General features: G+C 71.9%; 11 protein-coding genes. 6 read left to right on the top strand and 5 right to left on the bottom strand.

All coding sequences use genetic code 11. From position 1 onward, the window contains the following. Positions 1-133: 133 nt before the first annotated feature. The 3 genes from ABZT14_RS10115 to ABZT14_RS10105 form a co-directional block, all read right to left on the bottom strand. Positions 134-1582, bottom strand: a complete 1449-nt coding sequence (locus ABZT14_RS10115) for a hypothetical protein (RefSeq protein ID WP_356299223.1) — start codon at positions 1580-1582, stop codon at positions 134-136. Between the two features lie 124 nt (positions 1583-1706). Continuing rightward, positions 1707-2906 carry a prolyl oligopeptidase family serine peptidase gene (locus tag ABZT14_RS10110; protein ID WP_356299220.1) on the bottom strand — a complete coding sequence of 400 codons (1200 nt, stop codon included), beginning with the start codon at positions 2904-2906 and terminating at the stop codon, positions 1707-1709. 124 nt (positions 2907-3030) lie between these two features. Continuing rightward, a complete protein-coding gene (locus tag ABZT14_RS10105) occupies positions 3031-3678 on the bottom strand; it encodes a class II aldolase/adducin family protein (protein ID WP_356299218.1) in 648 nt (215 codons plus the stop codon). A gap of 236 nt (positions 3679-3914) precedes the next feature. On the opposite strand from ABZT14_RS10105, the gene ABZT14_RS10100 reads away from it, so the two are divergent. Both ABZT14_RS10100 and ABZT14_RS10095 read left to right on the top strand, forming a co-directional pair. Next, entirely contained in the window at positions 3915-5225 is a 1311-nt protein-coding gene (locus ABZT14_RS10100; protein WP_356299216.1) for an inorganic phosphate transporter, read from the top strand. 61 nt (positions 5226-5286) lie between these two features. After that, positions 5287-5502, top strand: a complete 216-nt coding sequence (locus tag ABZT14_RS10095; RefSeq protein WP_356299214.1) for a hypothetical protein — start codon at positions 5287-5289, stop codon at positions 5500-5502. A gap of 805 nt (positions 5503-6307) precedes the next feature. On the opposite strand, the gene ABZT14_RS10090 is transcribed toward ABZT14_RS10095, so the two are convergent. Next, entirely contained in the window at positions 6308-7399 is a 1092-nt protein-coding gene (locus ABZT14_RS10090; RefSeq protein ID WP_356299212.1) for an amidohydrolase family protein, read from the bottom strand. A gap of 519 nt (positions 7400-7918) precedes the next feature. Between ABZT14_RS10090 and ectA the strand changes: the two genes are divergently transcribed. The 4 genes from ectA (at position 7919) to thpD (ending at position 11321) form a co-directional block, all read left to right on the top strand. Next, entirely contained in the window at positions 7919-8485 is a 567-nt protein-coding gene (ectA, locus tag ABZT14_RS10085; RefSeq protein ID WP_356299209.1) for a diaminobutyrate acetyltransferase, read from the top strand. 122 nt (positions 8486-8607) lie between these two features. Then, positions 8608-9876 (top strand): diaminobutyrate--2-oxoglutarate transaminase, encoded by a 1269-nt coding sequence (gene ectB, locus ABZT14_RS10080; protein WP_356299207.1) that lies wholly within the window; start codon positions 8608-8610, stop codon positions 9874-9876. 73 nt (positions 9877-9949) lie between these two features. Continuing rightward, positions 9950-10354, top strand: coding sequence for an ectoine synthase (locus tag ABZT14_RS10075; protein ID WP_356299205.1), 405 nt, complete (start codon positions 9950-9952; stop codon positions 10352-10354). A 64-nt stretch (positions 10355-10418) separates the two neighbouring features. Then, positions 10419-11321 (top strand): ectoine hydroxylase, encoded by a 903-nt coding sequence (thpD, locus tag ABZT14_RS10070; protein ID WP_356299203.1) that lies wholly within the window; start codon positions 10419-10421, stop codon positions 11319-11321. Positions 11322-11464: 143 nt separating this feature from the next. Here thpD and ABZT14_RS10065 read toward each other — a convergent pair whose 3' ends face one another. Continuing rightward, the gene (locus ABZT14_RS10065) at positions 11465-12595 is read right to left on the bottom strand and encodes an aminotransferase class V-fold PLP-dependent enzyme (RefSeq protein ID WP_356299201.1); all 1131 of its coding nucleotides are present in this window, start codon (positions 12593-12595) and stop codon (positions 11465-11467) included. Between the last annotated feature and the right edge of the window lie 57 nt (positions 12596-12652).

The raw sequence follows: 12652 nt of genomic DNA, 5'->3' as shown, positions 1-12652 counted from the left end.
CCCGGGGCGGTCACCTTCGGGCGCGCAGCGCGCCTAATGCACGAGGAGGAATGCCATGCCGCCCAGTCTAACCACGCCGCGCAACCGCGTTTCCCGCCCGTGCGGCCACGGGCGGGACGGCACCGTGATCGCCTCAGTGGCCGCCGGTGTGGACCTGGAAGGCCGCCCTGCGGACCGCCTTCGCCAGCGCGGGGTCGGGGTGGGCGGCGGCCAGCGCCACCAGCACCTGCACGGTACGGGGGTGGCCGGTGGCCCGGATCTCCGACAGCAGTTGGGGAACGCTGCCCTGCACGGCCGTGTCCAGGTGGTCCACCAGCAGCTTGCCCTCACCGTGGTCGGTGACGGCGGCGGCGGTGTCCACCCACAGCCAGGTCGCCTCCTCCCTGGTCAGCACCCCCGGTGCCCCGCCGGCCAACTCCTCGGGGTCCACCCCGTCCTGTTCGGCCAGCCACAGCAACGCGTACGGGCGCAGCGCGGCCTCGTCCACCACGGCGCGCACCGCCGGCTCGGCCGGGGCGCCCACCACCCGCAGCGCCTCGAAGGCCAGTCCCCGGATCAGGGCGTCCTCGCCCCGGGCGGCGGTGAGCAGTTCGGTCACCGCCGGGGCGGTGGGGCGGGCGGCCAGCCAGGCGCGGTACTCGGCACGGGCGGGGCCGGGGGTGAGCCGGGCGCAGCCGCGCAGCATGTCCTCGGCGGACTGCTCGATGTTGCCGGCCGGGGACTGGGCGGCCACACAGATCTGTTCCAGCTTGGTCCACACCGCCCAGCTCCCCAGCGGGGTGAGGACGGCGGAGCCGGGGCGGGTGGCGCCCTCGGAGGGGTGACCGGCCAGGGCCACCGCCTCGTCGTGGCAGCGGGTGAGGGCGCCCACCGAGGACAGCGCGTCCAACGCCCAGTCCAGCAGGGCCGCCAGGTGTTCGGGCGGGGCCTGTACGGTCTCCTCCCCCTGGTCGGCGCCACGCTCCGCGCGTAGTTCGTGCACCCGCTGGGTGAGCAGGTCGGTCAACACCGGCACGGTCACCGGGCCGTTGGACAGCTGGAGCACCGACAGCAGCTGCGGGGCGGCCTGGACGACCTCGCCGACCAGTATCGGGTCGGCCTCGTCGGGGGCGGGGTGGGCCAGCGACCAGGCGTCGAACAGGGCGACCCAGCCTCGGAGCACCGCGTTGTGGTCCCGTTCCCAGGCGTGCAGGCGCCAGCCGGGGCGGGCGGTGTCCCCGTGCATCTCCACCAGGCCGGCCAGCAGGGCCCGGTCCCAGTGCCGGCGCACCTGTTCGGGCGTCAACCGCAGGGCTTCGGCGGCCTGTTGGGCCCGCTCGGGGGTGGGCGGGGTCAGCCCCTCCTCGGCGGAGAGGTCGGCGGCCCAGCGCGCCACCCGTACCGCGTCGCCGAGCTGGGCCCGGGCCTGGCGCGCCAGTGCCTCGGGCGAGGGTGTGCCCTCGGGAGGACGGGGGGTGGCACCCCCTCGCCCTCCCGAGGGCCACGCTCGCCCGGGCGGTGTGGACACCGTGTGCCGGGCGGCGGCGATCGGCCGCTTGGGGACGAGTCGTAGTCGGTTGTCTCGCGGAGTACGGGACGTCACAGGGAGCAGTCTTCCCGCTCAACGCCCAAAAGCCCAAACGCAAGTGGTCATCGTTGCCGCGGCGTCCGCGAGCACGGCCGTCGAGCCTCGGTTGAAGGCGTTCATGACAAGTACGGGGGCGCCCTCACAGCAGGGGGGTCAGAAAGCGGCGCAGCGCCTCCTGGTAGCCGGCGGGGTCGGCGTTCCACATCGCGCCGTGGGGGGCGTCGGGGATCTCCTGGAGGGACACCAACTCCGGCCGGGCGGCGGCGAACCGGAGGCTGGTGTGCCAGTCGGCGACCTCGTCGCCGGGGCCGTGCAGCAGCAGGGTGGGGACGGTCAGGAGCCCGGGGTCGGCGGCGGCCTCCCACCGTTCGGTCAGGTCGCGGGTACGGCTCAGGGCGCCGCGTACCGCCCAGGGCACCAGGGGCCCGGGGACGTGGTGCTGGGCGGCCAGGGCCCGGACGGTGTGGGGCCAGTCCAGGACCGGGGAGTCCAGGACCAGTCCGCTGACGAGGTTCCTCAGCGGCGAACTCGCGGCGGTGTGCAGGGCCATGGCGGCTCCGGTGGACCAGCCCATCAGCACCACCCGCTGGGCGCCGTGGGCGACGGCGTACCGCAGGGCGGCGTCCACGTCGTGCCACGCGCCGCTCCCGGGACGCCCCGGGGCGTCCGGTCCCACGGGAGCGCCGGGGTCGCCGCGCCGGGCGAGGTCGAGTACGGGCAGCCGCAGCCCGTGGAGGGTGGGGAGCACCACCATGGGGTGTTCCCGGGTGGCGCCCAGTCCGTGGATGGCCAGGACCCAGGTGGACCGGAAGCCGGGGACGAACCAGGCCGGCAGCGGCCCGAGTTCGCCCGGTACGTCGACGTCGGCGTGGTCCAGGTCCAGGGCGTCGCGGGGGTTGCCGGCGTACACCTGCGGGGTGAGCCAGACCCGGTCGCCGGGCCTCAACTCCCCGTGGCTGACGCGTTCCAGGGGCCGTAGCACCACGTCGGCGGGGACCTCGGGGGAGGCACCGCCCGGGCCCGGGGCCAGGGGCGGGCCGACCACCGCGTGGCTGCCGGAACCGGCCAGCCCGTAGGTGCCGGGCAGTTGGGACCACAGGGAACGGGACAGGGCGACGGTGGCGGGCCGGCCCTCCTCGGCCGGCCGCACCTCGTGGACCACCAGGGGCGCGCGGGTGAAGCCGGCCGGCAGGGGTACGCCGCCGGACGGGCGGGCCGGGTTCAGGGCACGGTGGGTCGCGTACCGTCCGGCGGCCAGGGCCGCCGCGCCGGCACCGAGCAGTCCGGCGGCGACCCAGGTCGCGGCGTACTTGGGGTCTCTCGGGTTCCACGGGCGCATCGCCCTCAGTGTCGGGCAGCACCCGGGCGGTGGCCAGCCCACCGGGTCCACGGAGTGGCGCCGGCCCGGGGACGGCCGGGGCGCGCCCCCGTGCGGGCCGTACCCCGGCGGGGGTGACCGGGGGTCAGTCGGAGGCGTCGGGCCGCTGCCCGTAGTGGCGCAGCTTGCCGACCACCCGTGCGATCTCCTCGTCGGGCAGCACGGCCGGGGCGCGTCCGGGCACCGAGGAGGCCAGCAGCCACAGCTGGCACATCCACTCCAGCTGGGCGGTGTGGTCGTAGGCCTGGTCGAGGGTGTCGCCGTAGACCACGGTGCCGTGGTGGGCGAGCAGGCAGCCGGTGCGGTCCCGTAGGGCGTCGAGCATGTGGTCCGCCAGTTCCTGGCTGCCGTAGGTGGCGTACGGGGCGACCCGCACCGGTCCGCCGAGCAGGGCGCACAGGTAGTGCAGCGCGGGCAGTTCGGTGACGAGGGTGGAGACGGCGGTGGCGTGGACGGCGTGGGTGTGCACCACCGCCCGGGCCTCGGTGTGCCGGTACAGGGCCAGGTGGAGGGGCAGTTCGCTGGTGGGGCGCAGGCTGCCGGCCACCCGCTGTCCGTCCAGGTCCACCGCGCAGGGGTCGTCCTCGTCCAGCCGCTCGTACGGCACCCCGGTGGGGGTGATCAGCACCGTGTCACCCCACCGCAGGGAGACGTTGCCCGAGGTGCCGTGCACCAGTCCGGCCTCGGCGGTACGCCGTGCGGTGTGTACCAGCTCGCGCCACGCGTCACGCATAGCCTCACCTCCGGGTGCACTGTAGACGGCCACCACCGGGGGTGCCCCAAGGGCGGGCCGGGGTCGGCCCGTTGGACACGGTGCGCGCGTTACGTCCCGCTTCGCCCGTCCTACCCCGACAGCACACGACGCTCCCCGTGACGCGACACCACAGCGCCCGACTGAGTTCACCTTCCGTTCACTCGTTCTCTCTACGTTCACCGAGTCACTGGCCCCCGAACGGATTGCCTGGGTGCATGGAACACATCTCGCTTCTCATCGGGATCGTGATCATCACGGCCTTGGTCTTCGACTTCACCAACGGCTTCCACGACACCGCCAACGCGATGGCGACCACCATCTCCACCGGGGCCCTCAAGCCCAAGACGGCGGTGGCCATGTCCGCGGTCCTCAACCTCGTGGGGGCCTTCCTGTCCGTGGAGGTCGCCAAGACCATCTCCTCGGGCATCATCGACGAGGGCGCCGGCATCAGACCCGAAGTGATCTTCGCCGGTCTGGTCGGCGCCATCATCTGGAACATGCTGACCTGGCTGGCGGGCCTGCCCTCCAGCTCCTCCCACGCCCTGATGGGTGGTCTGCTGGGCGCCACCATCGCCTCGGTCGGCTTCGACGCCGTCAACGGCGGCGTGGTCGTCATGAAGGTGCTGATCCCCGCGCTGGCCGCCCCGCTGGTCGCCGGACTGGCCTCGGTGTCCGCGACCAAGCTGACCTACCGGCTCAGCCGCAACGCCGACCCGGCCCAGACCGCCAAGGGCTACCGCGCCGGACAGATCACCTCCGCCGGCCTGGTCTCCCTGGCCCACGGCACCAACGACGCGCAGAAGACCATGGGCGTCATCACCCTGGCCCTGATCACCGGTGGTGCCCTGGGCGCCGACGCCGACCCGCCGCTGTGGGTCATCGCCTCCGCCGGGCTGGCCATCGCCATGGGCACCTACCTGGGCGGCTGGCGCATCATCCGCACCCTGGGCAAGGGGCTGACCGACATCCAGCCCCCGCAGGGGTTCTCCGCGCAGACCAGCGCGGCGGTCACCATCCTCGCCTCGTCCCACATCGGCTTCTCGCTGTCCACCACCCACGTCTGCTCGGGCGCGGTGATGGGAGCCGGCCTCGGCCGCAAGGGCGGCATCGTACGGTGGTCCACCGCCGGCCGGATGGTCGCCGGCTGGGCCCTGACCCTGCCGGCCGCCGGCCTGGTGTCCGCCGGTTCCGCCCTGCTGGCGGAGCGGGGCGACTGGGGCGTGTGCACCGTCGCGGTACTGGCCCTGCTGGTGTGCGGCGCCATCTACGTCCGGTCCCGTCGGGAACGGGTCGACCACACCAACGTCAACGACGTGGCTCCGGTGGCCGACGACCCCGAGGAGCAGCCCGGGGTGGTCACCACCGCCCTGAGGACGGTCACTCCCCCGCCGACCGCCGGCGCGGTGACGGAACCGACCTCGGCGCAGGGCGCCAGGCCCACCATCCCGGAACCGCGTTCCGCCGAGCCACGGGACTCCTCCGGTGCCAACGGGGCCCGTCCGACCGCCTCCGGCGTGGCTTCCTGACCGCTGTCGGTCCGGTACCGCTCACGCCAACTCCCCTCGTACGGAAGGACTTCGGACCACGATGGACATCGACTGGGCCGCGCTGGGGCAGGTCTTCGGCATCAGCATGGTGGCGACGGTCGCCCTGGTGGGTGTGTTCACCCTGGGCATCACCGGCTCCACCGCGCGGAAGGCCGACGGCACCGCCACCAGCCAGCTGTCCCGGACCGGCGCCTACCTCTGCTTCACCCTGTGCGCGGTGGCGGTGGCGTACGGCATCTATCTGATCGCGGCCTGAACCGCCGCCGAGGTCGGCCCCGGACGCACCCCGCGTCCGGGGCCGTTTCCTGTCCGCCCTCCGCCTGACTCCTGCCGGATCCTCGTGCGCCGACCCTGACGGGAACGGGGAGGGCCCTGCCGTCTCGCGCCGCTCCATGTGGCGGCTCCCACGGGCGAGTTGGGGTGTACGCGGGCCCGGCCCCGGGCCGGCACTCGCGGGGTCGGGGTGGCCAGGGGCACCCGGGAGCGTCGGCGCCCGCGGAACCGGACCCGGGGTCGCCCCGCAGGCGGGGCCACCGGACCTCAGGGAGCGTCGGCGCCCCCGGAGCGCACCGCCCTCCCGCCCCCGAAGCCCTCGGGCACCCGGGCGGTGCCCCTGATCCGCCCCACCCAGGGGCGTCACCGCTCCCTGGCACCGCGTACCGCCCTCCCCACGTCACGACGTCACGGCCAGCGGGGTACCGACCACTCGCACCGAAGCGGGGCGTCGGCCGCCCGGGCCAAGCCGCCCACCCGAAGAGGGTCGCGTGGGCGGGACCACGCCACCCCGGAGCAGCGTTGCCGGCCCGGAGCGCCGTGGCCTGGAGCGGGCCCCGCACAGCGGCTGACGGACGGCCCAGGGGCCGACGGTCCGACCCGGTTGCCCCCGGAACGTGTGGGGGTTCGCCGAACCCCCACCGGCGGTGCCCCGGCCCGGGGCACCGGCAACGGAACCGGCCCAGAGGCTCGGGCACTCGGGGGCCGGGGCTCAGGGGGCCCACCAGCCCAGGGCTCAGCCACTCAGGGGCTGAGCCCAGGGCTCGGGGGCTCAGGGGCTCAGCCGCTCAGCCGACGATCCGGCCCCTGAGCACCACCCTCTTGGGGCCGGCCAGCACCCGTACGTCCTGCCGGGGGTCGGCCTCGTACACCAGCAGGTCCGCCGGGGCGCCCTCGGACAGTCCGGGCCTGCCCAGCCAGTCCCGGGCGCTCCAGGTGGTCGCGGCCAGCGCGTCCAGGGCAGGGATGCCGGCCCGGGTCAGTTCCCCGACCTCCTCGGCCACCAGTCCGTGGGCCAGCGAACCGCCCGCGTCGGTGCCCACGAACACCGGGATGCCCGCGTCGTAGGCGTCCCGCACGGTGTCGTAGCGCCGCTCGTGCAGCCGGCGCATATGGGCGGACCAGCGGGGGAACTTCCCCTCCCCGCCCTCGGCGAGCCGGGGGAAGGTGGCGATGTTGACCAGGGTCGGCACGATGGCCACCCCGCGTTCGGCGAACAGCGGGATCAACTCCTGGGTGAGGCCGGTGGCGTGCTCGACGCAGTCGATGCCGGCCTCCACCAGGTCCCGTAGCGAGCACTCGGCGAAGCAGTGGGCGGTGACCCGGGCGCCCTCCTCGTGGGCGGCGGCGATCGCCTCGTCCAGGGCGTTCCGGGGCCAGCAGGCGGCGAGGTCGCCCTCCTCGCGGTCGATCCAGTCGCCGACCAGCTTCACCCAGCCGTCTCCGCGCCGGGCCTCCCGGCGTACGTAGGCGGTGAGGTCGCCCGGTTCGATCTCGTGGGCGTAGTTGCGGATGTAGCGCCGGGTCCGCGCGATGTGGCGTCCGGCCCGGATGATCTTCGGCAGGTCCTCACGCTCGTCGATCCAGCGGGTGTCGGAGGGCGAGCCGGCGTCCCGCAACAGCAGGGTCCCGGCCTCGCGCTCGGTCAGCGCCTGCTTCTCGCTGGTCTCGGCGTCCACCGGGCCGTGGGCGTCCAGACCGACATGGCAGTGGGCGTCCACCAGCCCGGGCAGCACCCAGCCGGACAGGGCGGTGACCTCGGTGGTCGGCGGTGGCGGCTGGTAGGTGATCCTGCCGTCCACCACCCACAACTGGTCGCGCACCTCCTCGGGGCTGACCAGGATCCGTCCGCTGACGTGGAGCACTGCGGCATCGCTCATGACGGCACTCTACGAGTGCGGCCCGGCGATCCCCAGGGCCTCCGAGGAGACGGTCCCGACCCCGCCGGGAAGTGGGGGCGGGGAGCCGGACCGCCTGTGACGAGGGGCAATTCGCGGAATGCGCGGGAGCGCCCCGGATGGCGATCTGACGGGACGCCAAATTCCTCGCCAAAAGAATCTTGGTAGGGACCTTGACTCAACGTGATGGAATGCGAAGATGACTCACCCGGGAATTATCGGAGAGTGCAGCTTCCCGCCTTCTACTGCCCCGCATCCCGGACTCCAAACGCTAAGACTTCGTTAACATCGGGCACACGTTCACTCTGGTTCTCCATCTCGTGACCACAATGTGACCGACTCCACAGGGTGCCCGTTTCGCCCCGTAATACCAGGACAAAGCCCCCGGTAACGAGGGCCTTTCGTACGCCTGCGCGCACTCGCGCGATAACACATCGACGAGGCCGACGTAACCCCTCGCCACGATGCGATTTCTGATTCTCCTCGGTAAATTCAATACGCATGACCGCCGCACAAGCAGACCTTGCAGGTGCCCACAGTGATTTGCGTGAAATACCGGAGGGCCTGAAGCTCGACACTCCCACGCTGGAGGACGGAGCCGCGTTGTGGCGTATCGCCCGCGACTCCAAGACGCTCGACCTCAACTCCTCGTACAGCTACCTGCTGTGGTGCCGCGACTTCGCGGAGACCTCGGTGGTGGCGAAGGACCAGGACGGCGAAGCGGTCGGCTTCATCACCGGCTACGTCCGACCCCGGAGCCCCGGAACCCTGCTGATCTGGCAGGTGGCCGTGGACGACTCGCAGCGAGGTCGGGGGCTGGCCGCCGCGATGCTGGACGGCCTCACCTTCCGCACCGCCCGGGAGTTGGGCGTGAACGGCATCGAGACGACGGTGACCCCGGACAACACCCCCTCGAACCGGCTGTTCACCTCGTTCGCCGAACGACACGGCGCCCCGGTGGAACGGGAGGTGCTGTTCGAGGCGGAGGCCTTCCCCGGTGAGGGCCACGAACCCGAGGTGCTGTACCGGATCGGCCCGATCACGTTTCCCGGCGGACGGCAGGACTGACCGCCGACGCACCTGATCGTGCGCCCCGGGACGGAGCCCAGGCCCCGTCAGTCCGAGTGAACAGCGCGGCGCGAGACCCAGAACGTCGAGACGACTTCCCAGACTCACCCCAGGAGACTGCTGTGACCATCACCCAACCCGACCTGAGTGTCTTCGAGACCCTGGAGTCGGAGGTGCGCAGCTACTGCCGTGGCTGGCCCACCATCTTCGACCGCGCCCAGGGCAGCCACATGTACGACGAGGACGGCCACACCTACCTCGACTTCTTCGCCGGCGCGGGCACTCTCAACTACGGCCACAACAACCCGGTACTCAAACGCGCCCTGCTCGACTATCTGGAGCGGGACGGCGTCACCCACGGCCTGGACATGTCCACCACGGCCAAGCGGGCCTTCCTGGAGTCGTTCCGCGACACCATCCTGCGGCCCCGCGAACTGGACCACAAGGTCATGTTCCCCGGCCCGACCGGCACCAACTCCGTGGAGGCGGCGCTCAAGCTGGCCCGCAAGGTGAAGGGGCGGGAGGCCATCGTCTCCTTCACCAACGCCTTCCACGGGATGTCGCTGGGCTCCCTGGCCGTCACCGGCAACGCCTTCAAGCGCGCCGGCGCCGGTATCCCGCTGGTGCACGGCACCCCGATGCCGTTCGACGACTACCTCGACGGCTCGGTCCAGGACTTCATCTGGTTCGAGCGCCTGCTGGAGGACCAGGGGTCCGGCCTCAACAAGCCGGCCGCGGTGATCGTGGAGACGGTCCAGGGCGAGGGCGGCATCAACGTGGCCCGTCCCGAGTGGCTGCGTCAGCTGTCCGAGCTGTGCAAGCGGCACGACATGCTGCTGATCGTGGACGACATCCAGATGGGCTGCGGCCGTACCGGCGCCTTCTTCTCCTTCGAGGAGGCCGGCATCGTCCCGGACATCATCACCCTGTCCAAGTCCATCGGCGGCTACGGGATGCCCCTGGCGCTCACCCTGTTCCGGCCGGAGCTGGACATCTGGGAGCCGGGCGAGCACAACGGCACCTTCCGCGGCAACAACCCCGCGTTCGTGACCGCCGCCGCCGCGCTGGACACCTACTGGACCGACGGCCAGATGGAGAAGCAGACCCTGGCCCGGGGCGAGCAGGTCGAGCAGTCCCTGCGCGCCATCGTGGAGGAGAACCCCGAGGCCAACGCCGAGTACCGCGGTCGCGGTCTGGTGTGGGGCCTGGAGTTCCAGGACAAGGACCGGGCCGGCGCCGTCTGCAAGCGCGCCTTCGACCTGGGCCTGCTCCTGGAGACCTCGGGTCCCCAGAGCGAGGTCGTGAAGTTGCTCCCGGCGCTGACCATCACCCCGGACGAACTGGACGAAGGGCTGCGTATCCTGGCGCGGTCCGTACGTGAGACCTCCTAGCTCCGCCTGAGCGCGGCCCGCCCCGTCTCACCGGGGCGGGCCGCGCCAGTGATACAGAAAGGCAGCCACCACCGTGATCGTTCGATCCTTCAAGGACATCGAGGGAACCGACCGTGATGTCAGGTCCGCTTCGGGTACCTGGCGTAGTAAGCGCATCGTGCTGGCGAAGGAGCGAGTGGGCTTCTCCCTGCACGAGACCACGCTTTACGCGGGGACGGAAACATCCATGTGGTACGCCAACCACATCGAAGCCGTACTCTGCGTAGAGGGCGAGGCCGAACTCACCAACGACGAGACCGGCGAGAAGCACTGGATCTCGCCGGGAACGATGTACCTGCTCGACGGGCACGAGAAGCACACGGTTCGACCGAAGAGCGACTTCCGCGTCGTGTGTGTCTTCAACCCCCCGGTCACCGGCCGGGAGGACCACGACGAGAACGGCGTCTACCCGTTGCTCACCGAGCCGGACGAGGGCTGAGTTCCTCCGTTCAACCTCGCCTGACCGCCCACAGGGCCGTACGAGAGGAGAGGAAGGCAACACCATGACCACCGCACCCGAGCGCACCATCGCCGACCTGTACCCGACTCGCGGAACCACCGAGGTGGCCACCCCCCGGGTCGATCCGGTGGTGTGGTCCGAACCGGGGACTCCTGGGCCGCTGGCGGCCTCGGACCTGTCGGACTTCGAGCGGGACGGGTTCCATGTGGTGGACCAACTGATCACCCCGGACGAGGTGTCGGTCTACTCGCAGGAACTGGAAAGGCTCATCTCGGACCCGGAGATCCGCGCGGACGAACGCTCGATCGTCGAGCCGAAGTCGCAGGACGTCCGGTCCGTGTTCGAGGTGCACAAGATCAGCAAGGTCTTCGCGGAACTGGTGCGTGACCCCCGTGTGGTCGAGCGTGCCCGGCAGATACTCGGCTCGGACGTGTACGTCCACCAGAGCCGGATCAACGTCAAGCCGGGGTTCGGCGCCACGGGGTTCTACTGGCACTCGGACTTCGAGACGTGGCACGCCGAGGACGGTCTGCCCCGTATGCGGACCGTCTCGATCTCGATCGCGTTGACGCGGAACCACGACACCAACGGCGGCTTGATGATCATGCCGGGCTCGCACAAGACCTTCCTGGGCTGCGCGGGCTCGACTCCGAAGGACAACTACAAGAAGTCCCTTCAGATGCAGGACGCCGGTACGCCCTCCGACGAGGCACTCACGCGCTTCGCGGACTCGCATGGGATCAAGCTGTTCACGGGTGCGCCCGGTTCGGCCACCATGTTCGACTGCAACTGCATGCACGGTTCGGGAGACAACATCACTCCGTACCCTCGGAGCAACGTCTTCATCGTTTTCAACAGTGTCGAGAACGCCGCGGTCGAGCCCTTCGCGGCTCCCGTCCGCCGGCCGGAGTTCATCGGCGCCCGTGACTTCACCCCGGTGAGGTAGCCGGCGCCACACCGCATCCGACCGCACGGTCACCGGTGTACGGGAGGGGGAGGGCCTGGTGCCCTCCCCCTCCTGCGCGTCGCGTTCCCGCTGTCCCGGTCGGCCGTGGCACCGCCCGTACCACCGCACCGGGCGGGCCCCGCTCAGCCCCGGGGGGCCAGCACCTCCAGGAGCCGGTCCACGTCCGCCTCGCTGTTGTAGAGGTGGAAGGCGGCCCGTAGGTTGCCGGCCCGTACCGACACCCTGACCCCCTGCTGTCCCAGGGCCTCGGCCCGCTCCCCCAGACCCGGCACCGCGACGATCGGTGAGGGCGCGTCCACCGGCTCCAGGCCCAGGTCACGGGCCCCGGCCCGGAAGCGTTCGGCCAGCGCCAGGTCCCAGGCGCCGATGGTCCGGGTGCCGTGCCGTTCGACCAGTTCCAGGGACGGCAGGGCCCCGAGGTAGGACAGGAACGCCGGCCGCTCGTCGTAGCGGCGGGCCGTGTCGGCGAACTCCCGTACCGGACCGTAGGTGCTGTCCCAGGGAACGGCGCCGGCCACCCAGCCCGCCCGGTAGGGCACCAGCGACCCGGGGTTCTCCAGCACCTCGGGCGGCACCACCAGGAACGACACCCCGTGGGGGCACATCAGCCACTTGTAGGCGCCGCACAGCAGGTAGTCGTAGTGGTCGGGGTCGAGGTCCATCCAGCCGACCGCCTGGGTGCCGTCCACCAGCACCCGGGCGCCGTGGGCGTGGGCGGCCGTCCGCACCGCCGGCAGGTCGGCCACCCGGCCGTCGCGGGACTGGGCGGCGCTGGTCACCACCATCGAGGTGCGCGGCCCCACCTCCTCGGCCAGCCGCTCCAGGGGGACGGCGCGCAGGGTGACCCGGGGGCTGAGGTCGAAGGGGGTGACCAGGGAGCTGAAGTCCCCCTCGGGGACGAGCACTTCGGTGTCCTCGGGCAGCGAGGCGGCGACCAGCGCGGCGTGGACGGCGACCGACGCCCCCAGGGCGACCCGTTCCGAGGGCACCCGGGCGATGCGGGCGAAGGTCTCCCGCACCTGCTGGAACCGTACGAACATCTGGTCCAGGTCCAGTCGCCCCCGGGCGTAGTCCTCGGCGGCGCGACTGACGGCGGAGGCGGAGGCGAGGGGGGCGATGCCGGCCGAGGCGGTGTTGAGGTAGACCCCGTCCCGGGGGGCGAAGTCCTCACCGGCGAGGCTGTGGCGGGGTGTTGGGGTGTCCTGGGCTGTCTCCATGTCGCCACTGTGGCCCCGGCCGGGGGCGCTGTCCATCACAGTTCTCCTTCTGGCGCCCCCGGCCCGGGCTTATGTCCGCAGGTCACGGGCCTG

The sequence above is a fragment of the Streptomyces sp. NPDC005438 genome, assembly GCF_040606315.1.
GTDB lineage: Bacteria > Actinomycetota > Actinomycetes > Streptomycetales > Streptomycetaceae > Streptomyces.
The sequence above is the reverse complement of the archived record's forward strand: the minus strand, read 5'-3'. Positions and strand labels throughout refer to the sequence as shown.

Excerpts from the sequence above, each read along its gene's own strand:
- ABZT14_RS10090 (WP_356299212.1), bottom strand. The coding sequence starts at position 7,399 with ATGAGCGATGCCGCAGTGCTCCACGTCAGCGGACGGATCCTGGTCAGC.
- thpD (WP_356299203.1), top strand. The coding sequence starts at position 10,419 with ATGACCACCGCACCCGAGCGCACCATCGCCGACCTGTACCCGACTCGC.
- ABZT14_RS10065 (WP_356299201.1), bottom strand. The coding sequence starts at position 12,595 with ATGGACAGCGCCCCCGGCCGGGGCCACAGTGGCGACATGGAGACAGCC.
- ectA (WP_356299209.1), top strand. The coding sequence starts at position 7,919 with ATGACCGCCGCACAAGCAGACCTTGCAGGTGCCCACAGTGATTTGCGT.
- ABZT14_RS10105 (WP_356299218.1), bottom strand. The coding sequence starts at position 3,678 with ATGCGTGACGCGTGGCGCGAGCTGGTACACACCGCACGGCGTACCGCC.
- ABZT14_RS10100 (WP_356299216.1), top strand. The coding sequence starts at position 3,915 with ATGGAACACATCTCGCTTCTCATCGGGATCGTGATCATCACGGCCTTG.
- ABZT14_RS10095 (WP_356299214.1), top strand. The coding sequence starts at position 5,287 with ATGGACATCGACTGGGCCGCGCTGGGGCAGGTCTTCGGCATCAGCATG.
- ABZT14_RS10110 (WP_356299220.1), bottom strand. The coding sequence starts at position 2,906 with ATGCGCCCGTGGAACCCGAGAGACCCCAAGTACGCCGCGACCTGGGTC.